Consider the following 25,173-nt stretch of genomic DNA (forward strand, 5'->3'; position numbering starts at 1 on the left):
AAGTGCAGCAATGCATGCAGCTGACGAATACTAATCGGTCGAGGGCTTAACCAATACACCTCAATAAGAGGTAAGCATCTACGTATACATACGTAGCACTGCAACATTCACACTTTACGCAAGTTTCGTATCTAGTTTTCAGGGAATAATAATTCCTGAGACATATTATATAGCTTGGAGAGATACCCAAGTGGCTATAAGGGGACCCTCTGCTAAGGGGTTAGACTGCGTAAGTGGTGCGAGGGTTCGAATCCCTCTCTCTCCGCCAGTTTCCAACTATATATGTCTTTGTATGGCGGCGTAGCTCAGCTGGCTAGAGCGTACGGTTCATACCCGTAAGGTCGGGGGTTCGAGCCCCTCCGCCGCTACCATATTTACCACCCAGTAGGAGGCTTAGCTCAGCTGGGAGAGCATCTGCCTTACAAGCAGAGGGTCGGCGGTTCGATCCCGTCAGCCTCCACCATCTATTAATTAATATGCCGTTGTAGCTCAACTGGTAGAGCAACTGACTTGTAATCAGTAGGTTGGGGGTTCAAGTCCTCTCGACGGCACCATTTCACTTCAGAAGTGAAGAAGTTTCCATATTGTAACGCGGAGCCGTGGTGTAGAGGCCTAACATGCCTGCCTGTCACGCAGGAGACCGCGGGTTCGAATCCCGTCGGCTCCGCCATCTATTTTTTTTTTTTTTGCCTGAATTGGACAAACTACAAGTGCATACATAAGGCTCGGTAGCTCAGTCGGTAGAGCAGAGGACTGAAAATCCTCGTGTCGGCGGTTCGATTCCGTCCCGAGCCATTGAGATGGTTGTGCTGCATTAACAGCATAGGTATCTCTTATCTGGAGGCTTAGTGAAGTGGCTAAACACGGCAGACTGTAAATCTGCTCTCTCCGAGTTCGGTGGTTCGAATCCATCAGCCTCCATTTTCCCTAAGAGCCATTAGCTCAGTTGGTAGAGCACCTGACTTTTAATCAGGGTGTCGTAGGTTCGAGTCCTACATGGCTCACTTTTCATAAAAGTGACAAAGACCTTTCAAAGGTCTTTTTTTGTTTTGCAAAAAAAAGCATCCATAACGAGGATGCTTTTTTTAGTTCAACTTATCGGCAACAGATTGCATTTTTTGAGATATAGAAGCCTGTTTGTCACGGCGATCGTCAATTTTGATGGAGGTGGAGACCCGCTGTGCCCCATTGATGAAAGGCACTTCATGTACAGCACGAATGACTTCCAAGAGTCGATCTATAGGCCCTTCCAGGATGGTTCCCATTGCTGTCATTTGAAAGGTAACGTCTTTATGTTTCTCTAGTTCTTTGTGCAAATCAGCTACATAACCACTGAGGCTCGTTGTTGCGGTGCCAATGGGAATGATGGTGAATTCTGCAATTGCCATCCAAACTCATCTCCTTATCTGCTGGGGTGTATAAGCATATTGTAGATGAGTTATCGCGAACTGTACAATCCATTGTGCAACTTATGAGAAGAGGTGGCAAGATCGATAATGTAGTCGGCTGTTCTAGCAGCTAACGCCATAACGGTATTAGTAGGGTTACCTCCGCTTGAAGTAACAAAGATGCTGGCGTCGCAAATGAACAGATTCGGGATGTCATGGCTTTGCCCATAGGAATTGACGATGGAAGTAGCAGGATTATTTCCCATTCTGCAGCCGCCCATCAAATGAGCAGTGTCCGGAACAACGTATTCGATTTGACCGCCGGCTGCTTGAAGGATTAGCTTCATATTATCAACAGCATGGTCGATAAGCTTGCGGTCATTATCGCAATAGCTGAAAGTGACTGCCGCCCGCGGCATGCCATTGTCGTCTTTTTCATCGGAAAGAGAAACAAAGTTATTCCAATGAGGCAGAACTTCACCGACCATGGTGAGACGTCCATAGTGGTTGTAATCCAGCATGACTTGGCGCAGCTTTTCACCCCAGACTGGCCCTTCGATCGATTTACTAATCCCTTGGGCCATACCAACAGGTCTGGAGCCTTGTGCATGAATCGTATATCCACGGGCAAAGCCGCGACGGAGATCAGACTCATAGAAGTCTTGGGTCGACGCCAGCACCGGAGAACCTTTGTACAAACGTACCTCTTGATCAAATTTGGCATACACGTCATGGCTGCTATGGGGCATGATGGCTCGGCCGACCCAGCCGCTGCTATTCGCCAGGCCGTCAGGAAATTGCGTATTCGCCGAGTGCAGCAGAAGGCGGGGTGTTTCGACTACATAGGCGGAAAGGATTACAGTTTTGGCTCGTTGGCGGTAGGTGACTCCGTTATGTACGAAAAGAACCCCAGTGGCCTTAGCATTATCATTTACCTCGATTTGGGTGACCATACAATCAGAGAGCACTTCGGCTCCGGCTTTAATCGCTTTGGGGATTTGGACGATCAGCGTACTGAACTTGGCGTTCGGCATGCACCCTTGATTGCAGAAGCCCCGGTTAATACAAGGCGGTCGTCCTTCGAAGGGGGCTGAAAGGATGGCAACCGGCGTGGCAGCGGATTGAATGCCGAGGCTCTCGCAGCCTTTTTGAAACATGTAGGCGTTAGGACTAAGCGGGTCTCTTTCCGGATATGGGTATGGACCGTTGAAGTTGCCCCACGGGAAATGCTTTGGACCGGAGACGGCGATTTCTTTTTCAATTTTCGAATAATAAGGTTCGAGATCTTTATAGTGAATGGGCCAGTCTTCACCGACGCCATCAATGGATTTCGTCTTGAAATCCGATTCATGAAAACGCAAAAAAACACCGGTAAAATGCTGCGTGCCTCCGCCAATTCCCCGACCTGAGTTATTGTGCCCCATGGTTAGAGGATCTGTCCCGTCAACGAATCGGGTATCTTCCCATGCCAAGCTTTTCATGGCAAGTTCGTCGCTCGCGAAATCTTTCTGCGGATCCCGCCAAGGTCCGGCATCCAGCACGACCACCTGCAGGCCGGCTTCGCTCAGCTCTTTGGCCAGCACACCGCCGGCAGCTCCTGCACCGACAATGACGATATCGACTTCGTCTTGCTCATGTCTCCATTTCATGGCTGTTTCACCGCCTCCCAGGGATCAAGCTGTCCAAAATCTGCTCTCACGTATCCGCGAGGATAAGCAGGCCCTCCATAACCGATTTCAGACCACACCTGAGGGTGGGAGTAGTAAGCTTCTACCGTTAGAACGAGGAGCTTTTGGAACAGCTCTTTTTGGGGAATGCCTTCCCATGCTTCGGTAGAAGCAAGAGCACCATCACTTATCTCCTGCATAATCTGCCGCTGCTTACTTTCATCTAATTGAAAAAAAGGGCGGCTGTCCGTCATCCATCCCGATTCATCTATCGCTTTCAATCCTTCTCTCAGGAGGACTTTAGCCGGAGGCACTCCCTTTTTGCGCTGACCTTCGCCTTTGTTTCCTGCCAAACTTTCATCGATGTGACTAAGAACGTATTGAATAATCTCCCCGCGGTCGTCATTCATTAGCAGTGCGCACCAGGCACGAAGACATTCTGCTTCCACTGTACTCAGAAAATGATACTTATGCTCATGCAGCAATCGTGCATTCACGATAGATCGCGTATGTGCATCCCACGCATCCTGCTCTTTCATGACGTCGTAGGAAGGATAATGCGTTTGTTTGTTCACCGTAGTTCACCCTCCATAGACAGCTATAAGGCCAAGTACACTAATCGCTGAGAATAGCAGCGGCATGATGATTGGCGGCCCCATTAAGAAATTTCGCAACGCATAACCGCCGACTCGCAGACCGACGCCTCTGAAGTGAAAATAGAATCCGATTAAGCCTGCAGCCGCTCCAAGCCAAAAGCAGAGAAGTGCTGCAGTAAACCAGCCGTTACTGTTAAGCAGTGTACTTAGAACAGCAATAATACAAATCAATGGAGCCAAAATAACAGGTGCCCACATCGCTTTGTTGTGAAAATTTTGCCGATAATGCGACATCGTTACTTGAATCCAGATGAATAGATAAGCCAAGCCGACAAACAGAATGACAACACGATCTAACGACCAGTGGCTCCAAGCCATATGTAAGACCTCCTAAATTTTCTTCGAGGAAGGATCAAGATTGGCGTAATTGCGGGAACGTCAGCCCACCGTACGGGATAACCGCGACTTTCAGCGATTTGTCGGATAAGTGTGCTGCAAGGAATGAATCCAGATCAGAGATGGGGTGAAATCCAATCAAGCGTACTGAAGAAGCAGGGAATTCAGAATAAAGATAGACTTCATGGTGTTTCAGCACTCGATCGATATGCTCAACTTTATGCGCACCTAGGACGAATCGCTCATTTAGCTTTTGCGTCATCACCGAGCGGTCTTGAATCGTTTCGATCCAATATTGCAAAATGCCGTTGCCATACAGCTCCTCGCATCTGGCTATCAATATAATGGAGCCGCCGGGTTTGGTAATCGCTGCAGCATTTTTTAACGCTTTTATGGATTGGTAGAGCTGTGTGTCCTTGGGATGTCCGCCAGGCGAGATGATAGTCACATCGTAAAGAGCGGGGACTTCGACTAGGAAGGTACGGCGCACCAATTCCAGTCCTGCACGGTGAGCGGCAATAACGTCTCCGGCTACAGCGCCAAGCAGATTGCGTTTATGGTCAACAATCACATTGAACAAGAAATGCACAGTGAGGAATTGCAATACCTCTTCCAAATCTTCACGAATTGGATTGTCGACTACACCAGCTGTTGATGTGTATTGTTGCGATAAACTATGGTTGTGCTCTATGGCGCGAGCCGATGCGGTGCCCGGAAAGAGAGCTTTTACACCGCCGGAAACCCCAACTAACGCATGAGGTTCTAAATTACCCGTAACGATGCGAAAATCAGCTTCTACAACATGCTTGTTGATTTCAACAGGTGTCCCACGGCTTGTAACGCCAAGACGAACGCAATCCTCCGGTAGAGAAGAATGGTTCATAACGAGAACGCGTTTAAAAACGTCTTCGCTAACCAATTGGATCAATTCTTCTTTGGTCTGTTTGCGATGGGTGCCGATAGCAACGATAATCCGGACCTGCCCATCCGGAATGCCGGCCATATTTAAGCGCTGCAGCAGAGCCTCAAGGAATAAATAACTTGGGCATAATCGGGTCGCATCACTGATCAAAATAACGGCACTTTTGCTGCTTTGTGCCGCTTCTTGAAGAAGAGAACAGTCATACGGATGCTCCAATGCATACTCAATGCAATCATTTGAGGCAAGATCAGTGCGCTGATAGTCCACCCAATCCGGCTGAGTGCCGGGAGGAAGCTTCAATGGAATGCTCACTTTCCCATATGGAATGAAATGTATAGGAAATGCCTCCTCTTTTCATAGATGTACGCTCTAATTATTTCCAATTTCATGAAGTTTATGAGTGAAAAGCATGAAAATGGTATGATGATTCAAACGTACGGTATGTAGAACCCCTTTGCATGGGCGTGTAGGAGGGTTCTTTTACATGAGAATGGCTACATATGATACAATGTAGAGATAGATATATAGAAAATGATTATGGTATAGGAGAGAGACAGATGGATTGGGAGCGAATCAAAGAGCGTTTGGAAGCGGTTTTACAGGCACCTATGCACATTCATTTGTTACCCGAGGCGGAATGGAATCGTTTGGTGGAAGAACAGCAAGAAGAACAGCAAGAAGATCAAGCAAGCTTCAATAGCTTCAGTCGAAGTGTAGTTCGTGATCATGATGTATTGTTTTACTTGGGTAAGGAAAACAAAGACATTCGTATTCTTCAAGTATCTGAAATTCCGTTAACGCCAGCTGAGCGTAAACTCGTGGAATTGACGCTGGAGTCCAAACAGACACAGGAGCGTAAACAATGGGGCTCTTATTTGTCTGAGGATGAAAGGAAGGCGCATCAACTAAGAGAATGGCTTCTACAGCAGATGGAGCGCGGTTCCACTCACGCGGAGCTTCCAGATGCGCTGGCGTCTCAATCCTCACTCTACTCCACCAAAATTCCGCTGCTGCTATACGGGGACTACTCGCAGAATCACAGCGTTTCATACGCTGAGCTGAAAAAGCTGCTGGAATCATTCTTCGAGGCGGAAATCATCCTCATTCCTTTGCTCGATAAAGAATGGTTGATTCTTGCTCCGGAAGGACTGCTGACGAGCGGCACCGAAGAGCGCGAGGGCGACGAGGATGAGAGCGTCGAGCAAATATTGGATGCCCTTGGGTCAGGTCTCTTCGAGATGCTGGCCAACGAATGGGTTGGTGAGTGCCACTTGGCCATCGATTACCCTGTAAAGCCGGCAAAATCATTGTTCGGGGCGATACTCCAGCTGCGTGAAACCATCATGTTGGGTCGGTCTTTCCATGTAGGCAGCTTTATCCACCTTCCTTGGGAGCTTCGGTTGGAGAAACTGCTTCATCTTATTCAGGAAGACGAGAAGACCGAGTTTCTGGAGCAGGTGCTCCGCGGCACCGATCATGCGCTTGATTCGGAAACTGTAACGACATTGGAGCATTTTTTTGCCCTCGATTGTAACGTGAGTGAGACTGCGAAGAAGCTTTATATTCATCGCAACACGCTGTTATACCGGCTGGACAAGTTCAAACATGAGACGGGGTTGGATGTTAGAACGTTTAATCATGCGGTTTTGGTAAGGCTGGCCTTATTATTGTACAAAGTAACGAAAAGAAAGTGATTTTTTTGTAGGGATTGTGCATAGTCAGTCTGAGGCTTGTGGGGTAAGATGGTTATAGTGAATTGCTGATAAATGAATTCTCGATAAACTCAAAGCGGGTGCTTACGAAGCAAGTTTTGCTCCGCAAAACTCTTAGGGGGAATGAAACCATGGCAGGCGTACGTTTAAATCACATCGTAAAAAGATATTCCGGTGCAGAAGAATCCACTGTAAAAGATTTTCATCTTGAAGTCGAAGATAAAGAGTTCGTAGTATTGGTTGGAGCATCCGGTTGCGGAAAATCCACAACTCTTCGTATGATCGCAGGATTAGAAGAAATTACAGAAGGCGAACTTTACATCGGCGACCGCCTTGTTAACGACGTGGCTCCTAAAGACCGCGACATCGCGATGGTATTCCAATCCTATGCCCTTTATCCGCATATGACTGTTTATCAAAACATGGCATTCGGTTTGAAACTCCGTAAATTCAAAAAAGCAGATATCGATGCTCGCGTTCGCGAAGCAGCGAAAATCTTGGATATCGTACATTTGCTGGATCGTAAGCCAAAAGCTCTTTCCGGTGGTCAGCGTCAACGTGTTGCCTTGGGTCGTGCGATTGTCCGTGAACCGCAAGTGTTCTTGATGGACGAACCACTTTCCAACTTGGATGCGAAACTTCGCGTACAAATGCGCGCGGAAATTACAAAATTGACGAAGCGTCTTGGCGTAACGACAATCTACGTAACGCATGACCAAACAGAAGCTATGACAATGGGCGATCGTATCGTTGTTATGGATAAAGGTATCATTCAACAAGCGGCTACTCCTGAAGAAATCTACAACCACCCAGTGAACATGTTCGTTGCAGGCTTCATCGGATCCCCATCCATGAACTTCCTGAACGGTACATTGTCAGCAGACGGCGGTTCCGTATACTTCAAAACAAACGGCGTGAACATCGAAGTTCCAGCTGGCAAAGCACAAGTGCTGAAAGACAAAGGCTTCGTTGGTAAAGAAGTGATTCTGGGTGTTCGTCCGGAAGACATCCACGAAGAGCCGGTATTCTTGGAAGCTTCTCCGAATACAATCGTGAACGTGAACGTTGAGTTGACTGAGAACCTTGGTCATGAAATGTACTTGTACCTCAACGGAATCGGCAGCGGCACAGTTATCGCTCGTGTAGACGGCCGCGCAGGCATCAAAGAAGGTACAAATGTGAAATTGGCTCTGGACATGAACAAAGTTCATTTCTTCGATAAAGAGTCCTCATTGTCCATCTTAGCTAATAACTAATATTAATGTTTCAAATAGATGGGCCAGCCGTTATCGGCTGGCTTTTTCTTTTGGTTTCAGAAGCTTTCTAGAACACTTTAGTTGATTTCATATAGGGTTTCCATTACGATGAAACTATCGGATTTACATAGATGATGTTAATGAAGTTCGTTTTGCGTAGGGCAAAACTCGGAGGAGATAGGTTGATGGCGAAAAAAGTGAAGGTTTCCGATTTGGTAGAACAGTTCCATATGGAAGTGCTTGCAGGAGAGGCTGGACTAAAACGTCCGATTACAACTGCAGATCTGTATCGTCCGGGTTTAGAGATGGCCGGTTATTTCAACTATCACCCGCGTGAGCGTATTCAATTGCTCGGTAAGACCGAGGTTACTTTTATGGAGATGCTGACTACCGGTGTCCGCCGCAATCGGTCTGAGCAGTTATGCGCTCCGGAAGAAACGCCATGTATTATCGTGACAAGAGGTTTTGAGGTTCCGGCGGAGCTGCTTGAAGAAGCGTCCAAGCGCGATCTTCCGCTCTTAAGAACCAACGTATCTACAACGATCTTCGCGAGCAGGCTGACGGGATTCCTGGAAAATAAATTAGCGCCAAGCACGACCATTCATGGCGTTCTCGTTGATGTATACGGGATCGGGATGCTGATTACGGGCAGCAGTGGTATCGGTAAAAGTGAAACGGCGCTTGAGCTTGTCAAAAGAGGTCATCGGCTGATCGCAGATGATGCCGTCGAGATCCGCCAAACAGCGGACAAGGTGTTGACGGGTAATGCGCCGGAGCTCATTCGCCATCTGCTAGAAATTCGCGGCGTCGGTATTATTAATGTGATGACGCTATTCGGAGCTGGAGCTATTCGCAATGTGAAGAAAATCTCGGTTGTCGTTAAGCTGGAGAACTGGCAGCAGGACAAGCAATATGACCGGTTAGGGCTCGATGAAGAATTGACCCGCATCATCGATACGGATCTGCCGCTCGTGACCATTCCGGTTAGACCGGGTCGAAACTTGGCTGTCATCGTCGAAGTAGCCGCGATGAATTATCGTTTGAAGCGGATGGGCTATAACGCAGCACTGCAGTTCACGAACAAACTGACCGAATCGTTGTCGGAAGATTTTGAGGATTTCGATTGATTTGATACGCGTATTAAGAAGGGGGCACACAAGACTATGCTCAATAAAATTGCTTTTTCAATTGGTCCTATAGATGTGCATTGGTATGGGATCATTTTAGGTACGGCTGCATTAGTTGGATTGCTGCTTGCTATCCAAGAAGGTAAACGATTCGGTATTGTACCTGATTTTTTTATGGATTTATTGCTGATTGGCGTGCCATCTGCTATCGTAGGAGCCAGACTTTATTATGTGGCTTTCCAATGGTCTGATTATAAGAACAACCTAGTGGAAATATTTATGATATGGCATGGTGGTATTGCGATTTATGGAGCGCTGATCGGTGCGATTATAGGCGGTTATTTTTATTTCAGAGCCAAAGGGTATCCGTTCTGGAGAATCGTGGATATCTGTGCTCCGGGTCTGATTGTCGGTCAAATGATAGGTCGATGGGGAAATTTCATTAATCAAGAAGCGCATGGCGGGCCTGTGGAAGAATCATTCCTGCGCGATACCTTGCATCTGCCGAATTTTATCGTGAATCAAATGAACATCGAGGGTGTCTTTTATCAACCGACTTTTCTGTATGAATCCTTATGGAATCTGGCGGGACTGCTTCTCTTGTTCTGGCTCCGCCGCAGACCGTTTTTGCGGGCCGGGGAACTATTTTTCAGCTATTTTATCTGGTATTCGATCGGCCGTTTCTTTATTGAAGGGCTGCGTACGGATAGTCTCGATTTCACAGGCCCGACTTGGTTGGCATCGCTCATGAACGCACTGTGGTCGCCAATGACACTGGTCTTTGAACCAGGCGTCATGACGTACGGCGGAAATATACGAATTTCCCAATTGCTTGCAGTGCTCATTATCATTGCAGCGATTATTATCATTATCGTAAGAAGGAAAAAAGGATACGCCAGCGCCCATTACGCTGATCCGATCATCTCATCTAAAGCACCCGCGGCGAACGTGAAAGTGCAAAATGAAGAGCTTGATACCAAAGGAGCCGAATATGATTCGAACCGTACTGTTTGATTTGGATGGAACGATTGTCGATACGAATGAGCTGATCGTGCAATCGTTTCTGCACAGCCTAGAAGGCGAAACGCCAGAACCAGTAACGAGAGAACTGATTATTCCCAATATGGGTCGACCGCTAGTGGAGCAAATGGAATTTTTCACAGGCAAAAAAGAGGTCGAAGCGATTATTCAAAAGTACCGCACCTTCAATTTGTCCAAGCATGATGAACTGGTCAAAGAGTTTCCTAATGTTCGTTCAGTGCTGGCTAAGCTGCATGCGAGTGGGATCAAGATCGGTATCGTAACCAGTAAAATCCGCCAAACGACGCTAATGGGATTGAAACTGTGCGGGTTGGATACGTATGTTAGCACAATCGTGACGGTTGAAGATGTGAAAGAGCCGAAGCCAAGTCCTGAAGGCATTCTTGCAGCGCTCGAAACACTTGGCAGCTCCAATGAAGAGACGATGATGGTTGGAGACAGCCATTATGACATTGAAGCGGCGCAAAATGCCGGTGTCATTTCCGTGGGCGTATCCTGGTCATGGAAAGGACGGACTTATTTGGAAACATATAAGCCGGACTACCTCATTGACGATATGCTCGAGCTGCTGCCGATCGCGGGATTGGCGTCGGATGTGAAGTCTGATTGAGAAAAACAGACAAGTATCCGGTAGAAGGTTCTAATGCCTTATGGCAGATCTACCGTACGGTAAGTAAATGGAAGGCGATGCGTAATTTTGTTTTCATACAGATTAGCCGCTACTCACCTTCACTGCGTGTGAAGAACTGGATTTACCGCAACGTCCTTGGCATGAAGGTCGGGGAGCATACGGCGTTTGCCTTGATGGTCATGGTGGATGTGTTTTTCCCTGAGAAGATTCATGTGGGAAATAATACAATCATTGGATATAATACAACGATCCTTGCCCATGAGTATTTGACCAAAGAATACCGGCTAGGAGAAGTACATATTGGATCTCATGTCATGGTGGGGGCGAATACGACGATACTGCCAGGTGTCTCGATCGGTGATCACGCAGTCATTGGAGCGGGTTCGGTCGTGCACAAAGACGTAGCTCCATATAGTTTTGTCGCAGGGAATCCGCTACAGGTCATCCGGGTAGGACAAACTGAAAATTAAGAGTTGTACGCTTGCAGTACAGCTCTTTTTCTTTGTCTGCGGCGAGGAATGGCGATTGACGGTCCCAGGGTTCCGTGATAAAATTACTACATTCTTTATTTTGGTAGTATGGTAGCACGGTAGTGAACTAAAGTGTCTGTGAGTGATAAATGCTTGGATAATAGTTTAAAAAGTCCTTTTCAGACGTACCGCTATTTAGAATTTCTAGATGTTGAGGTGAGACGGTGTCTAAGCCAAAAGTGTTTGAGAAGCCGATAGGAGTCAAGGATTACTTGCCCGAGGCAGTAGCAAAGCTGCGAGCTATTGAATTCCGCGTACTGGCGTGTATGGAACGTTGGGGTTACAACCAGATTATTACGCCTACGCTTGAATATTACGATACGGTTGGGGTGGCGAGCTCCACGGAAGATAAGAAGCTGTTCAAGCTGCTGGACCGTAAGGGAAAGACGCTTGTTTTACGTTCTGAACTGACCGCGCCTATCGCGCGTGTAGCATCATCTTTATTAAAAGAGGTTGCTTTTCCGCTTCGTCTCTCGTATCACTCGAATGTGTTTCGAGCGATTGAAGAGGAGGCCGGACGTGACTCGGAGTTTTTTCAAACGGGTGTGGAGCTTGTAGGAGATGCTTCATCAGAAGCTGATGCTGAAGTGGTGGCGCTAGCGATTGCGTCGCTGCAGGCAGCAGGGGTAGATACGTTCAAAATCGCGCTTGGACACGTTGGGTTCTTAAACGGGCTGTTTCAAGAAACGCTGCAGGGCCGTACTGATGCGCAGCAAGCGCTCAAGGAGCATTTGCTTAACCGTGATTATGTAGGATACCGGGAAGCGATTAAGTCTTTAGCGTTATCCCCGGAGGTTGAGCGCGAGCTTGTCGGTGTGCTGCGGTTAAGAGGCGGCGACGAGATATGCGAACAAGCGCGTATGGTATCTCAAGACCCTATTGCACAGGATGCAATTCGCCATCTGTGCGAAGTATGGGATGTTTTGAAGGCTTATGGCGTCAGCGAGCATGTCGTCATTGATTTAACGATGATTGGAGATTTCTCTTATTATACGGGTATGACATTTGAGGGCTATGCTGCAGATCTGGGTTTCCCTGTGTGCAGCGGCGGACGGTATGACAATCTGTTGAGCCAGTTCGGACGTCCGGCACCGGCGACTGGATTTGCATTGAAGACGAATCGTATCCTTGAAGTGATTGGTAAAGACGCTGTAGAACAGCCAGGGCGTGTACTCATTGCTTATGATGCTGAGCATCGGGAAGAAGCATTAAAGCTGGCTAAAGACAAGCGTAAGCGGGGCGATGTATCGGTCATCACCCAATTGGTGACGGAACCGGCTTCTTGGACGGATCGGGTTGTGAAGCGGGAAGATGGGCTGCTGGAGCTGTATGGAGCCTTGTATAAGGACATTGTTACGTTGGTTCATTAGAAGGACTAAAGGAAGCTCGGAGCAAGGCTCAAAGGAGGTATAGCAGGATGGATGATATATTGAAAGTAGCGATGCCAAAAGGCCGCATCTATAAACAGGCAGCGAAGCTGTTTCATAAAGCGGGGCTGCCGATTCCGGAGGATCTGGAAGAAGGCCGCCGGTTAATCATTCCGGTGCCTGAGGCGAGAATGGAGTTTATTTTGGCCAAGCCGGTCGATGTACCGACTTACGTGGAATACGGGGTCGCCGATATCGGCGTCGTGGGCAAGGATGTGCTCATGGAGGAGAACCGCAACGTCTATGAGCTGTTGGATCTGGGCATCGCACGCTGCCGGATGTCCGTTATCGGGCTGCCGGATTGGAAGCCGGTGATCAATCCGCGCGTGGCGACGAAGTATCCGAACGTCGCGTCGCAATATTTTCGCGAGCAGGGGCAGCAGGTCGAAGTCATCAAGCTGAACGGCTCGATCGAGCTCGCGCCGCTGATTGGACTGGCCGACCGTATCGTGGATATGGTCGAGACCGGGCAGACGCTCAAGGAGAACGGACTGGTTGAGCAAGAAGAGATTTTTCAGATTACGAGCCGATTGATCGCCAATCGGGTCAGTTACCGGATGAAGAACGAATCGATTCAGCGATTGTGTGATATGCTGCAGGCGGTATTGCCTGTCCCGGCGAAAGTGTAGAATAAAGGACGAACAGGGCAAAGAGAAAGGATGATGGAGATGCGGATTATTCCCGCCTCGGAATTTCAGTTGAAACGCGAGGTCGAATACGGCTCACCCGAGCAAAATGAGACCGTCCGCCGCATCATCGATGAGGTGCGGCAGGACGGAGACGCAGCGTTGCGTCGCATGGCGCAGCGTTATGATGGGGTTGCCGTCGGCGAGCTTCGCGTGACGGACGAGGAAGTGCAGGCGGCGTACGCGCAGGTCGACGCCGATTTCGTGGCGGCGCTGCGGCAGGCCGCCGCCAACATTCGTGCGTTTCATGAGAAGCAGAAACGCACGTCGTGGATGGATCTGCAGGCGGACGGCAGCCTGCTGGGCCAAATCATCCGACCGCTGAAGCGGGTCGGATTGTACGTGCCCGGAGGGAAGGCGGCGTACCCTTCCTCCGTGCTTATGAACGCCATCCCCGCGCTCGTGGCGGGGGTGCCGGAGATTGCGATGGTGACGCCTCCGGCCACCGCGGGCGAGGAAGGCATTAACCCGCATATCCTTGTGGCGGCAGCCGAAGCGGGTGTGAAAGAGATCTACCGCGTAGGCGGGGCTCAGGCGGTAGCCGCGCTGGCCTACGGCACGGAATCGATCCCGGCGGTCGACAAGATCGTCGGGCCGGGCAACATCTACGTTGCGCTCGCGAAGCGCTACGTATACGGCGTCGTCGACATCGACATGATCGCCGGGCCGACGGATATCGTTGTGCTCGCGGATGAGCACGCCGACCCTGAATATATCGCCGCTGATTTGCTCGCACAGGCGGAGCACGACGAGATGTCGCCGGCGATCCTGGTGACGCCGTCGAGGGAGCTGGCTGAATCGGTGAAGCAGGAGCTTTGGCGGCAGCTGGACGTACTGCCGAAAAAAGCGATCGCCGCCGTGTCCACTACCACCAAGGGGGCTATACTCCTTGTGGATAACTTGGACGAGGGCGTGGACGTCGTCAATCGCTTGGCGCCGGAGCATTGCGAGCTGCTCGTGCAGGAGCCTTTTAACCTGCTGCCTCGCATCGAGAATGCTGGCGCTATTTTCCTCGGCGCGTACAGCACCGAGCCGGTAGGCGATTATTTCGCCGGACCGAATCATGTCCTGCCGACGAACGGTACGGCACGATTCTCGTCGCCGCTGAACGTGGACGATTTTCTGAAAAAATCAAGCGTCATTCACTATAGCAAGGAAGCATTGCTCGCGAACGGCGACATGATCATGACTTTGGCTCGCAACGAAGGGCTGGAAGGTCACGCGCGGGCTGTCGAGGTACGACTCAAGAAGGAAGGGAAGTTGAAATAGATGGCTATGGCTGAACAAGACAAGGCTTTGGCGGCTCGCTCGGCGAGTGTAGCCCGCAAAACGAACGAAACCGATATCGCGCTAACGTTTCAAGTCGACGGAACGGGAATTTCCGAGATTCAAACGGACGTGCCTTTCCTGAATCATATGCTTGACCTCTTCACCAAGCATGGCCAGTTTAATCTGAATGTCGTTGCCAAAGGCGATATCGAGATCGATGATCATCACACGGTTGAGGATATCGGTATCTGTTTAGGGCAGACGCTTCGAGAAGCGCTTGGCGATAAAAAAGGCATCAAACGCTACGCCAGTGTGTTTATCCCTATGGATGAGGCGCTCGCGCAAGTGGTTATCGATATTAGCAACCGCCCGCACTTTGAATATCGTGCGCAGTACCCTTCACAAAATGTAGGCAGCTTCGATACGCAGCTCGTGCATGAGTTTCTGTGGAAGCTGGCGCTTGAAGCCCGGATCACGCTGCACGTCATCGTGCACTACGGACACAATACGCATCATATGATTGAAGCGGTGTTCAAAGCTTTGGGCCGTGCGCTGGATGAAGCGACATCGATCGATCCTCGCGTGCAGGGGGTTCCTTCGACGAAGGGAGTGCTCTAGGATGATTGCAATCATTGACTACGGAATGGGCAATTTGCATAGTGTGAGCAAAGCTGTGGAACGTCTTGGACACGCGGCGGTTGTGACAGGCGATCCGGAGCAAATTCTCGCCGCAGATGGAGCGATCCTTCCTGGTGTCGGCGCTTTCGGCGATGCGATGGATAATTTGCGCGAGACCGGGCTGCGCGATGTGGTAATTCGCTATGCGGAGTCCGGCAAGCCGCTGCTTGGCATTTGCCTGGGCATGCAGCTGCTGTTCTCCAGCAGTGAGGAGTATGGCGACCATGAAGGGCTGGGTCTCCTGCCCGGCACGGTCGTGCGCTTTCGCGGGGATTACAAAGTACCGCACATGGGTTGGAATCGTCTGAACTACAAGCAAAGCGGAAGCCCGCTTTTCCGTGGTATCGAAGAGGGACACGTGTACTTCGTCCATTCCTTTCATGCGAAGCCGGAGCGCGCGGACGACTTGCTCGCAGTGACGGATTACTATCAGCCTGTGACGGCCATCGTGGGTCGGGATAACGTGTACGGCATGCAGTTCCACCCGGAAAAAAGCGGGGAGATCGGCATGCGGCTGCTCGGAAATTTTTTGAAGCTGGCCGAATCGGCTATGCCTACCTTAACTTGAAAAGGGTCGTTTATCGTGAAATTCAGACCATGTATTGATCTTCATCAAGGTAAAGTGAAACAGATTGTCGGTGAAACCCTACAGCCGGACGTGAGCGGCGTCGTAGAAAATTTCGTTTCCGAGCATACGCCGGACTACTATGCATCTATGTATCGCGAGGACGGCCTTGAAGGCGGCCATGTGATCATGCTCGGCGGAGGCAACGAAAAGGCGGCTGAGGATGCTTTGCGCGCCTATCCCGGCGGCCTTCAGATCGGCGGCGGAATTCGTGCGGATAACGCGGAAAAATATCTGGAGCTTGGCGCTTCTCATGTTATCGTAACTTCATATATTTTTCAGGACGGCAAACTGAATTGGGATCATCTTGAGGCTATCGCCGCCAAGGTGGGACCCGAACGGCTTGTGATCGACCTCAGCTGCAAAGAGCGGGATGGCAAGTATTATGTAGTCACCAATCAATGGCGCACATTCAGCGATTTTGAGGTGAGCCTTTCCGGAATCGCCAAGCTGGAGCCTTATTGCAAGGAGTTCCTTATTCACGCGGTGGACGTGGAAGGGAAACGTCAGGGTGTCCAGGAGAAATTGGCGGCCCAATTGGCGGAATGGACGACGATTCCGACGACTTACGCCGGGGGTGCACGATCGCTGGACGATCTGGCGAGGTTCCGGGACATTACCGGCGGGCGGCTCGACATTACGATCGGAAGCGCCTTGGATATTTTCGGCGGCGAGCTCCCATACCGCGAAGTATTGGCCTATTGCCGTTCGCTTGAGCCTTAAAATCTTTTTCAAGAAAGGAGACGCATCCCATGTTAGCCAAAAGAATTATCCCTTGCCTTGACGTCAAGGACGGCAGGGTGGTCAAAGGCGTTAATTTCGTCAACTTGCGCGATGCGGGCGATCCGGTGGAGCTCGCTGCGATTTACGATCAAGAAGGCGCGGATGAGCTTGTCTTCCTGGATATCTCGGCATCGGTGGAAGGCCGGGCGACGATGGTTGAAGTCGTTCGCCAAACGGCGGGCGAGATCACGATCCCTTTCACCGTCGGCGGCGGGATCTCCAGCGTCGACGACATGAAGCGGCTGCTGCGCGCCGGGGCCGATAAGATCGGCATTAACACGGCAGCGGTCCGCAACCCGCAGCTCGTTTCCGACGGAGCCCGAAAGTTCGGCTCCCAGTGTGTCGTCGTCGCGATCGACGCGAAGTTTAATAGCGAGTGGGGCGAGTGGGAAGTGTTCACCCACGGCGGGCGTAATGCCACAGGCATTAAGACACTGGAGTGGGCGAAGCGCATGGAAGAGCTGGGCGCAGGCGAGATTCTGCTGACCAGTATGGATGCCGACGGCACGAAGGACGGCTTCGACCTGAAGCTGACGCGCGCCGTATCGGAGCTGCTGACGATTCCCGTCATCGCCTCCGGCGGAGCGGGTCGCGCGGATCATTTCTATGGTGTATTCACGGAAGGAAAAGCCGACGCGGGACTTGCGGCAACCATTTTTCACTATAAGGAATTAACGATTCAAGGGGTCAAGGACGACCTAAAGGGCAAAGGAGTTGAAATCCGGTGACATTCGCGTTAGATACGATCAAATATGATGCGCAAGGACTGGTGCCTGCTGTTGTGCAGGATGCCGTCAGCAAAGAAGTGCTCATGCTCGCCTATATGAACAGCGAGTCGCTGCAACGTACGATCCAAACCGGAGATACTTGGTTCTGGAGCCGTTCGCGCCAGGAACTGTGGAACAAAGGCGCTACTTCCGGCCATACGCAAAAGGTAAAAGCACTTCGCTACGATTGCGACGCAGACACGCTGCTCGTGCTCGTGGAACAAGTGGGACCTGCATGCCACAATGGTACGTACACGTGCTTCACGGAGAACATTCCGCTGGAAACGGAATCTGCCGCAGCCGCTTCTGCCGGCGACCGCTTCGCGATCCTGTCCGAGCTGGAAGCCGTTATCGCTTCGCGTGACGTTGAGCGTCCGGAAGGCGCATATACGACGTACCTTTTCGAAAAAGGCGTCGATAAGATCTTGAAAAAAGTCGGCGAGGAAACCGCCGAAGTCATCATCGCCGCCAAGAACAAAGACAACGACGAACTTCGTTACGAAGCGAGCGATCTTATTTTTCACTTGATGGTTCTCTTGCGCAACAACAAGCTGCCGCTCGATGACGTCATGAAGGAATTGGCGAGCAGGCATGTGAAGAAATGAATAAAAATGACCTGGAGTGATACCAAGATGTTGATTGATTATCATACACATCATGTACGCTGCGGTCACGCCTCCGGGGAACTGGAGGCATACGTCAAACGCGGCATCGAGATCGGGCTCACGCAATTAGGGCTGTCGGATCATATGCCGCTTTTGCATGTGGATCCGCAGACGTATTGGCCGGAGATGGCCATGCCGATGGATGAGCTGCCTCGCTATGTCGAGGAATGCCTTCATCTCAAGGAGAAATACAAAGATCAGATCGATATCCGCATCGGTTTGGAAGGCGACTATATCGAGGGCTACGAAGCGGAAATCGAAGCCATTATCAAAGCTTATCCGTGGGATTATGTCATCGGCTCCGTTCATTTCCTGGGAGAGTGGGATATTTCGGACTTCAGGCAATTGGCCGGCTGGGAAGGCAAGGATATTTTTGAAGTCTATACGCAATACTACGATGCGGTACAAAAAGCGGTGCGTACCGGGTTATATGACTATATCGGACATATCGATGTGATTAAGCGTTTTGGCTATAAACCGGACCGCGACCCGTGGGAGCTGGAAAAGGCTGCTTTAGATACGGTGAAAGAACATGGTCTCGCTATTGAACTCAACGCTTCCGGTCTTCGCATGCTGTGTGAAGAGATGTTTCCGAGCCGCCGGATGCTGGAGTATTGCCATAAGGTGGGAATCCCTTTGACAATTGGATCGGATGCACACCAGCCGGAACGATTATCCCAGTATTTGGACCAGGCTCGAGACTTGCTGAAATTGATTGGATTTAACGAAATAGCCACATTTTCTGCAAGAAACCGACACTTGGTTACTTTTTAAATTCGACATGTTTCATGTATAATGAGGATGTCAGGAATAATCTATTTAATGAACCTTCGGAGGTAACCGTTAACCATGTATAGTGACAATGTTAAAATCTTTTCCGGATCTTCGAATCCGAAGCTTGCGGAACGCATTTGTAAAGAACTCGGCCAGCCGCTTGGACAAATCAAATTATCCCGTTTCAAAAGCGGAGAAATCTACTGTCTCTACGAAGAAACGATTCGTAACTGCGACGTATTTCTAGTACAAACGTTCTCCCATCCGATCAATGAGCACATGATGGAGCTTCTGGTTATGATGGATGCGGCAAAAAGAGCCTCCGCAAGAACAGTAAACCTTGTCATCCCATACTATGGTTACTCCCGTCAAGAACGTAAAGCTGCTCCGCGTGAGCCGATTTCTGCAAAATTAGTAGCCGATTTGTTCAGCGCTGCAGGCGCTAATCGCGTTGTTACGATTGACCTGCATGCACCTGCGATTCAAGGCTTCTTCAATATCCCTGTGGATCATCTGACGGCGCTTGACGTTATCAGTGACTTCATAAAAAAGAAAAACCTGCCCGATCCGATTATCGTATCGCCGGATGCAGGACGCGCAACAACAGCTGAGAAAATGGCAAACATTCTCGATGCGCCTTTCGCAATGATGATTAAGAAACGCCCGGCTCACAATGAATCCGTCATTACGCACGTGATCGGGGACGTTGCAGGCCGTACGCCAATTATCATTGAAGACTTAATCGATACCGGAACGACGATCGTGAACGTTGTGGAGGGTCTCAAAGAAAGAGGAGCGCATGACGTGTACATTTGTGCGACGCATCCTGTTTTCTCCGGTCCTGCCCTGCAGCGCCTGGATCACCCGAACATTAAGGAAGTCATCATCACGGACTCCATCGCGATACCGGACGACCACTCCGAAAAATTCCGGGTGCTTTCCGTAGCTCCGCTTTTGTCGGACGCAATTCGAATTATTAATGATGGAGGATCCCTATCCTCCCTCTTCAAATACGGCGGCGTGTAAGGAAGTTTTAAAAGTCGACTTTGAAAACGAAGAGGATTCATGGAGTGGTTCGACGTCGAATCTTGAACGAAACCCGGGAAGTCCGGTACTCACGTAGAAACCCTCTACGCTCCGTTCCTCCTTCTCCGGGTTTCGTCCAACCTTCTCGGTTTTGAAAGCCGACTTTTAAAACCTTTATTTAACTTTACAAACCGACATCAACACCACTTCAGATGAAAGTTTTTGGCTTCCGGGCGATCTATGGTATAATTTGATCGTAATCAATATGCCGGAGGTGTCTTGCAATGGAAAAGATAAAGCGTGTGTCCGATACACCGAAGCCGAAAGTCATCTCGATTAACATGGATGCCGCATTCTTTTTCGAGAGAGCGGTTCAATCTTTGGATCGGTTTCATTATGATAAGGCATTGAAATATTTCCGGCGGGCGGCGGAGTATGAACAGGATAATCCTGTGAATCACTGCAATCTCGCGGGGGTTCTCTCCGAGATGGGCAATTACGAAGAGTCGAACCAAATTTTACAGCATATTCTTGATGTCATCGACCCTACGATGACGGAATGTTATTTTTATATGGCTAACAATTACGCCAACATGGAACAATACGAGCTGGCGGAACAAGCGTTGGTCCGCTATTTGGAGAACGATCCGACCGGTCAGTTTTTGGATGAATCCGAAGAAATGATGGAAATGCTCAGCTACGAGCTCGAACGTCCCGCCCCTCTCACTAGCATCAAAAGTCGAGAAGGGCTCTTCGAGCATGATAAAGCCCGCGCATTGCTGGAGGAAGGCAAGTTCGCAGAAGCGGTCAGACAGCTGGAGAAAATCGCGAAGAAGCATCCCGATTTTACGGCGGCACGCAACAATCTGGCGCTTGCTTATTACTATATGGGCCAGTTCGAGAAGGCGATGGAGACGATTCACGGGGTGCTTGAGATTGACCCTGGCAATCTGCACGCGCTTTGCAACTTAGCGATATTCCATCAGCATTTCGGCAATAAGCAGGAGCTGACAGAATTGGTTGACCTGTTGCGTAAGACGTTCCCGTATCAGCATGACCACGTGTTCAAACTTGCGACGACGATGGGGATATTGGGTGAGCACGAGAAGGCGTACCAGTTGTTTAAGCGTCTCCTCAAAGCAGGAGAAGGTTCTGCGGATCCTTGTCTCTATCATTATACAGCTGTCGCAGCTTGCCATATCGGCCGATTCGCAGAGGCGCACCGGTTGTGGAGGCAAGTAGAGAAGCTTGATCCCGGTACGGAGATTTCCAAGTTCTATCTGGAGCAGCTGCGTACGCGTGAGACAAGCGAGATCACACCGACGTGGAGCTACCACTACCACCTGCCTTTTGAAGAACAATTCCGCGTTCTGGAGAAATCTGCGCAGGGTATTCCGGAACAGCTCAAGAAAGATCCGCTCGTACGCTCCTCCTTCTTCTGGGCGCTGCGGCATGGAGATATCGATACCAAACTGCAGGTTATTCAGGCTTTCGGATTGATTGCGGATAATGAAGTAAGAGATGCTCTGCAAGACTTTATTCTAGAGCGTCAAGAAGACGACTATTTGAAAAAAGTCGCGATCTTCGTACTTCGCAGCATGGGAATCCGCGATCCGTTGCCTGCTTTTCTCGAAAACCGGGAGATTATGGTGGAAGCATCTCCGTATTCCCCGCATTTGCCTGTTTGGGATGCGAAATGGCAGGGTGTGATGGAGACTGCACTTTCCCATATGCATAAGCGATACGATATGATTCAGCAGTATGACTTGGAGATTTTATGGGTCGAATTCTTGACCAAGATGTACCCGGGCGTGCCCAAGATTCAGAAGTCTGAGGGTTGGGCGGCAGCGCTGGAATATTTAATCGCCAAAATGCACCGGCGAGCGATCTCTTATCAGGAAATATCCGCTCGGTATGGTGTGACGGTTTCGACCATTAGCCGCAACGTAAAGCTCATTGATGATGCTTGCGGTCTGCGCGAGAAAATGGAAGCGATCTTCCCGAAATTCACAAGCATTTGATAGCTGGGCGCTTCTGTGAAGAACGCCCGCTTTCATTAATAAATTAAGCGGCAGCCTGACTGACCGCAGAGAAAGAATCGTAAAGCCTATGCTTACAAAGAAAGTTTTCTTACAGAAAACACTTAGGAGGGAAACCATATGTACAAATCCGTCGTTGTAGGAACAGGACCATCCGGTCTGACAGCAGCCATCTATCTGGCTCGCGCCAACTTGAGCCCGCTCGTTATTGAGGGTCCTGAACCAGGCGGTCAGTTGACCACGACTACCGAAGTAGAGAATTTCCCGGGATTCCCTGAGGGCATTATGGGTCCGGAATTGATGGAAAATATGCGTAAGCAAGCAGAGCGCTTTGGCGCTGAGTTCAAGACGGGTTGGGTAAATTCTGTTGAGCTCACCAAACGTCCATTCAAGCTTCAAGTCGAGGGCCTTGGCGAGATCGAAACAGAATCGCTCATCATCTCCACAGGAGCTTCAGCGAAGCTGCTTGGCATCACGAACGAGCGAGAAAACATCGGTCGCGGCGTAAGTACTTGCGCTACATGCGACGGCTTCTTCTTCCGCGGCAAGAAGATTATCGTCGTGGGCGGCGGGGATTCCGCGATGGAAGAAGCGAACTTCTTAACTCGCTTCGCTTCCGAAGTTCGTCTGGTGCATCGTCGCGATGAGCTGCGCGCTTCCAAAATCATGCAGGATCGTGCCCGTGGCAATGAGAAAGTGAAATGGGCGCTTAACAATACACCGCTTGAAGTGGTTGCCGGCGATAAAGGCGTAACCGGCCTGAAAGTGAAAAATAATGTGACTGGTGAAGAAGAGATCATTGAAACCGACGGTATTTTCGTAGCGATCGGCCATACGCCGAATACGAAGTTCTTGGGCGGTCAAATCGAAACTGACGAGCATGGCTACATTATTGTGAAGCCAGGCACAACAGAAACGAACATTCCTGGGGTATTCGCATGCGGCGACGTGCAGGATACGAAATATCGCCAGGCTATTACAGCAGCGGGAAGCGGTTGTGCAGCTGCTCTGGAATGTGAGAAGTTCCTTGAGGGACATATCGTACACGATTGGAGCCAGACGGTGTAATTCGTCAGGAGGCCGTAATTACAGCTAACGTGGAAGGCTATGCTTTCCACGTTTTCTCGTTATTTCAAGACTTACTTTGAATCTTGACCTGTCTACAACCTTGACTTATAGTTGGAACAGGAGCAAATGCCCGAAAATTATAATGATTATTCGTAGAGGTGACCTTGCACATGTCAAATCAGATTTATATCGGTGTAGATTTAGGCGGTACCAATATTAAAGTCGGTATCTGTGACGAGCGGGGGACGCTGCTGCACACGTACGAAGGACCTACCGGTGCGGATCAGGGCCCAGACGCCGTTCTTGAGCGTATTGCTCAGTATGTGCGACAAATTGTCGAAGATTCTCCGTTTGAATGGGAGCAAGTGGCTGGTATTGGTGCAGGGCTTGCGGGATTTATGGACATTCCCGAAGGCTTCGTTAAATTCTCTCCAAATTTGCAATGGCGCAATGTCCCTGCGAAAAAAACGCTTGAAGCTTTGCTAGGCAAAACCGTAAAAATCGATAATGATGCTAACGTTGCTGCATTAGGCGAAGCGTGGGCGGGAGCCGGAGCAGGCATTCCGAATGTCGTCTGCTATACGCTGGGAACCGGTGTTGGCGGCGGTATTATTATTAACAGTAAAATTTATCAAGGCTCCACCGGTATGGCAGGGGAGCTTGGACATATGTCGATTGTACCGGACATCGAAGCGATTAATTGCGGATGCGGTCAAGTGGGCTGCCTCGAAACCGTCTCTTCCGCAACAGGTATCGTTCGTATGGCCAATGACGCGGTTGAACGCGGTGAGCATACGTCGCTTGCTCTACACGAGAAGATCGAGGCTAAGCATGTCTTCGATGCTGCGAAGTCCGGAGATGAAGTGGCGCTGCGCATCGTGAACCGTGCCGCTTATTATCTTGGCCGTTCGATGGCTGCTCTCGCTGTTATTATTAATCCCAAGCGCTTCATTATTGGCGGCGGGGTATCCAAAGCAGGCGAGATCCTGTTTCAGCCGATTCGCGAAACGTTCAAGAAGTACACGCCCGAAGTGGCGGCCGAAGGCGTTGAAATTGTCGCTGCAACACTTGGTAATGATGCTGGCGTCGTAGGCGCTGCTGGTTTGAATTTGAGATAGCCGCCCACAATTTGAAGTTCGTGCGTGAGCATGGGCCATTATGCCCGTGAAACGCACGCCAGAGGAAGGTGCAATCGATGGAAGAGATCCACCCTTTAGCCAAGCTTGTCATCATTACAGGGATGTCGGGTGCCGGAAAGACGATCGCCGTGCAAAGCCTCGAAGATCTCGGTTTTTTCTGTGTCGATAATTTGCCGCCGGTGCTTATTCCTAAATTTGCAGAATTAATTGAGCAATCGATGGGTAAAATCGGCAAAGTGGCCTTGGTGATTGATTTGCGGGGGCGTGAATTTTTTACGGCGCTTCAGGAGTCGCTTCGGACTATCCAAGAAAACTTTACATTGACTTATGAAATTTTATTTTTGGATGCAACAGATGCTGCGCTCGTGCAGCGTTACAAGGAAAGCCGGCGTCGCCACCCGCTTGCGCCTAACGGGGTTCCTCTCGAAGGGATCGGCCTGGAGCGCAAGCTGCTCGAAGAGCTGAAAGGTCTGGCTACCCAGGTGATTGATACTAGCACACTAAAGCCAGTGCAGTTGAAAGAAAGAATTATATCCCGGTTTACCAATTTGGAATCCAACCGCATATCTATAAATGTAATCTCTTTCGGATTTAAATATGGGATCCCGATCGATGCCGATTTGATTTTTGACGTACGCTTTTTACCGAATCCGCATTACGTGGATCAGCTTCGCCCACAAACCGGCCAGGACCCGGATGTTTACGACTATGTGATGAAATGGACGGAGACGCAAGAATTTCTCACGAAACTGCTCGATATGTTGAACTTTCTTATGCCCCAGTATAAGAAGGAAGGCAAGAGCCAGGTCGTCGTTGGCATCGGGTGCACGGGAGGCAAGCATAGATCCGTTGCTATTACCGAATACCTCGGTAAGGTGTTTGGCAACAGCGAAACCGAAGCGGTGCGGGTAAGTCATCGGGATTCGGAGCGGGATCGCGTATAGCCAGTCTCACGATAAAG

The 25,173-nt window shown here is 49.9% G+C and carries 25 protein-coding genes and 8 tRNA genes; 28 read left to right on the forward strand and 5 right to left on the reverse strand.

Going from position 1 to position 25,173, the window contains the following annotated elements:
* Positions 1-176 precede the first annotated feature (176 nt).
* The 8 genes from ICC18_RS27800 (at position 177) to ICC18_RS27835 (ending at position 1,004) form a co-directional block, all read left to right on the forward strand.
* Positions 177-268, forward strand: a tRNA-Ser gene (locus ICC18_RS27800).
* Between the two features lie 26 nt (positions 269-294).
* Positions 295-371, forward strand: a tRNA-Met gene (locus ICC18_RS27805).
* 16 nt (positions 372-387) lie between these two features.
* Positions 388-463: transfer RNA gene (locus ICC18_RS27810), tRNA-Val, on the forward strand.
* A 15-nt stretch (positions 464-478) separates the two neighbouring features.
* Positions 479-554: transfer RNA gene (locus ICC18_RS27815), tRNA-Thr, on the forward strand.
* Positions 555-593: 39 nt separating this feature from the next.
* Positions 594-670, forward strand: a tRNA-Asp gene (locus tag ICC18_RS27820).
* Positions 671-722: 52 nt separating this feature from the next.
* Positions 723-795 (forward strand) — tRNA-Phe (locus ICC18_RS27825).
* Between the two features lie 44 nt (positions 796-839).
* Positions 840-921 (forward strand) — tRNA-Tyr (locus ICC18_RS27830).
* Between the two features lie 10 nt (positions 922-931).
* Positions 932-1,004: transfer RNA gene (locus ICC18_RS27835), tRNA-Lys, on the forward strand.
* 81 nt (positions 1,005-1,085) lie between these two features.
* Here the strand turns inward: ICC18_RS27835 and ICC18_RS27840 are convergent.
* Genes ICC18_RS27840 through ICC18_RS27860 form a run of 5 tightly spaced genes read right to left on the reverse strand, consistent with a single transcriptional unit; the run spans position 1,086 to position 5,281 of the window.
* Positions 1,086-1,388, reverse strand: a complete 303-nt coding sequence (locus ICC18_RS27840) for an MTH1187 family thiamine-binding protein (RefSeq protein ID WP_188177692.1) — start codon at positions 1,386-1,388, stop codon at positions 1,086-1,088.
* 50 nt (positions 1,389-1,438) lie between these two features.
* Positions 1,439-3,037: a GMC family oxidoreductase gene (locus ICC18_RS27845; RefSeq protein WP_188177693.1), complete on the reverse strand. Its 1,599-nt coding sequence runs from the start codon at positions 3,035-3,037 to the stop codon at positions 1,439-1,441.
* On the reverse strand, positions 3,034-3,630 hold the full coding sequence (locus ICC18_RS27850) for a gluconate 2-dehydrogenase subunit 3 family protein (RefSeq protein WP_188177694.1): 597 nt from the start codon (positions 3,628-3,630) through the stop codon (positions 3,034-3,036). The genes ICC18_RS27845 and ICC18_RS27850 overlap by 4 nt, the downstream gene beginning before the upstream one ends.
* A 6-nt stretch (positions 3,631-3,636) precedes the next feature.
* On the reverse strand, positions 3,637-4,029 hold the full coding sequence (locus tag ICC18_RS27855) for a hypothetical protein (protein WP_188177695.1): 393 nt from the start codon (positions 4,027-4,029) through the stop codon (positions 3,637-3,639).
* 34 nt (positions 4,030-4,063) lie between these two features.
* Positions 4,064-5,281: a nickel-dependent lactate racemase family protein gene (locus ICC18_RS27860; protein ID WP_512699407.1), complete on the reverse strand. Its 1,218-nt coding sequence runs from the start codon at positions 5,279-5,281 to the stop codon at positions 4,064-4,066.
* Between the two features lie 245 nt (positions 5,282-5,526).
* On the opposite strand from ICC18_RS27860, the gene ICC18_RS27865 reads away from it, so the two are divergent.
* The 20 genes from ICC18_RS27865 to rapZ all read left to right on the forward strand — a co-directional run bounded on the left by ICC18_RS27865 (position 5,527) and on the right by rapZ (position 25,156).
* The gene (locus ICC18_RS27865) at positions 5,527-6,663 is read left to right on the forward strand and encodes a PucR family transcriptional regulator (protein WP_188177696.1); all 1,137 of its coding nucleotides are present in this window, start codon (positions 5,527-5,529) and stop codon (positions 6,661-6,663) included.
* A gap of 149 nt (positions 6,664-6,812) precedes the next feature.
* The gene (locus ICC18_RS27870; RefSeq protein WP_188177697.1) at positions 6,813-7,937 is read left to right on the forward strand and encodes an ABC transporter ATP-binding protein; all 1,125 of its coding nucleotides are present in this window, start codon (positions 6,813-6,815) and stop codon (positions 7,935-7,937) included.
* A 185-nt stretch (positions 7,938-8,122) separates the two neighbouring features.
* On the forward strand, positions 8,123-9,064 hold the full coding sequence (gene hprK, locus ICC18_RS27875) for an HPr(Ser) kinase/phosphatase (protein ID WP_188177698.1): 942 nt from the start codon (positions 8,123-8,125) through the stop codon (positions 9,062-9,064).
* Between the two features lie 36 nt (positions 9,065-9,100).
* Positions 9,101-10,078 (forward strand): prolipoprotein diacylglyceryl transferase, encoded by a 978-nt coding sequence (lgt, locus tag ICC18_RS27880; protein ID WP_188177699.1) that lies wholly within the window; start codon positions 9,101-9,103, stop codon positions 10,076-10,078.
* Positions 10,056-10,715 carry a pyrophosphatase PpaX gene (gene ppaX / locus ICC18_RS27885; protein WP_188177700.1) on the forward strand — a complete coding sequence of 220 codons (660 nt, stop codon included), beginning with the start codon at positions 10,056-10,058 and terminating at the stop codon, positions 10,713-10,715. The genes lgt and ppaX overlap by 23 nt, the downstream gene beginning before the upstream one ends.
* Positions 10,712-11,206, forward strand: coding sequence for an acyltransferase (locus ICC18_RS27890; RefSeq protein ID WP_188177701.1), 495 nt, complete (start codon positions 10,712-10,714; stop codon positions 11,204-11,206). The genes ppaX and ICC18_RS27890 overlap by 4 nt, the downstream gene beginning before the upstream one ends.
* Positions 11,207-11,430: 224 nt before the next feature.
* Positions 11,431-12,636, forward strand: coding sequence for an ATP phosphoribosyltransferase regulatory subunit (locus tag ICC18_RS27895; RefSeq protein WP_188177702.1), 1,206 nt, complete (start codon positions 11,431-11,433; stop codon positions 12,634-12,636).
* Between the two features lie 47 nt (positions 12,637-12,683).
* Complete coding sequence (gene hisG / locus ICC18_RS27900) at positions 12,684-13,322, forward strand: ATP phosphoribosyltransferase (RefSeq protein WP_188177703.1); 639 nt, start codon at positions 12,684-12,686, stop codon at positions 13,320-13,322.
* 39 nt (positions 13,323-13,361) lie between these two features.
* On the forward strand, positions 13,362-14,648 hold the full coding sequence (gene hisD / locus ICC18_RS27905; protein WP_188177808.1) for a histidinol dehydrogenase: 1,287 nt from the start codon (positions 13,362-13,364) through the stop codon (positions 14,646-14,648).
* 6 nt (positions 14,649-14,654) lie between these two features.
* A complete protein-coding gene (gene hisB, locus ICC18_RS27910) occupies positions 14,655-15,266 on the forward strand; it encodes an imidazoleglycerol-phosphate dehydratase HisB (RefSeq protein ID WP_376745675.1) in 612 nt (203 codons plus the stop codon).
* Position 15,267: 1 nt separating this feature from the next.
* On the forward strand, positions 15,268-15,894 hold the full coding sequence (gene hisH, locus ICC18_RS27915) for an imidazole glycerol phosphate synthase subunit HisH (protein WP_188177705.1): 627 nt from the start codon (positions 15,268-15,270) through the stop codon (positions 15,892-15,894).
* A 15-nt stretch (positions 15,895-15,909) separates the two neighbouring features.
* Positions 15,910-16,674, forward strand: a complete 765-nt coding sequence (gene hisA / locus ICC18_RS27920; protein ID WP_188177706.1) for a phosphoribosylformimino-5-aminoimidazole carboxamide ribotide isomerase — start codon at positions 15,910-15,912, stop codon at positions 16,672-16,674.
* 29 nt (positions 16,675-16,703) lie between these two features.
* On the forward strand, positions 16,704-17,462 hold the full coding sequence (hisF, locus tag ICC18_RS27925) for an imidazole glycerol phosphate synthase subunit HisF (protein ID WP_188177707.1): 759 nt from the start codon (positions 16,704-16,706) through the stop codon (positions 17,460-17,462).
* Entirely contained in the window at positions 17,459-18,106 is a 648-nt protein-coding gene (gene hisIE / locus ICC18_RS27930) for a bifunctional phosphoribosyl-AMP cyclohydrolase/phosphoribosyl-ATP diphosphatase HisIE (protein ID WP_188177708.1), read from the forward strand. The genes hisF and hisIE overlap by 4 nt, the downstream gene beginning before the upstream one ends.
* Before the next feature lie 27 nt (positions 18,107-18,133).
* Positions 18,134-18,940 carry a histidinol-phosphatase HisJ gene (gene hisJ / locus ICC18_RS27935; RefSeq protein ID WP_188177709.1) on the forward strand — a complete coding sequence of 269 codons (807 nt, stop codon included), beginning with the start codon at positions 18,134-18,136 and terminating at the stop codon, positions 18,938-18,940.
* Positions 18,941-19,015: 75 nt separating this feature from the next.
* On the forward strand, positions 19,016-19,966 hold the full coding sequence (locus tag ICC18_RS27940; protein WP_188177710.1) for a ribose-phosphate diphosphokinase: 951 nt from the start codon (positions 19,016-19,018) through the stop codon (positions 19,964-19,966).
* A 284-nt stretch (positions 19,967-20,250) separates the two neighbouring features.
* Positions 20,251-21,987 carry a tetratricopeptide repeat protein gene (locus tag ICC18_RS27945; protein ID WP_188177711.1) on the forward strand — a complete coding sequence of 579 codons (1,737 nt, stop codon included), beginning with the start codon at positions 20,251-20,253 and terminating at the stop codon, positions 21,985-21,987.
* Between the two features lie 138 nt (positions 21,988-22,125).
* Complete coding sequence (gene trxB, locus ICC18_RS27950) at positions 22,126-23,073, forward strand: thioredoxin-disulfide reductase (RefSeq protein ID WP_188177712.1); 948 nt, start codon at positions 22,126-22,128, stop codon at positions 23,071-23,073.
* Between the two features lie 170 nt (positions 23,074-23,243).
* Positions 23,244-24,191 carry an ROK family glucokinase gene (locus tag ICC18_RS27955; RefSeq protein ID WP_188177713.1) on the forward strand — a complete coding sequence of 316 codons (948 nt, stop codon included), beginning with the start codon at positions 23,244-23,246 and terminating at the stop codon, positions 24,189-24,191.
* A gap of 77 nt (positions 24,192-24,268) precedes the next feature.
* Positions 24,269-25,156 carry an RNase adapter RapZ gene (rapZ, locus tag ICC18_RS27960; protein WP_188177714.1) on the forward strand — a complete coding sequence of 296 codons (888 nt, stop codon included), beginning with the start codon at positions 24,269-24,271 and terminating at the stop codon, positions 25,154-25,156.
* Positions 25,157-25,173 lie beyond the last annotated feature (17 nt).

The sequence above is a fragment of the Paenibacillus sedimenti genome, assembly GCF_014534655.1.
GTDB lineage: Bacteria > Bacillota > Bacilli > Paenibacillales > NBRC-103111 > Paenibacillus_E > Paenibacillus_E sedimenti.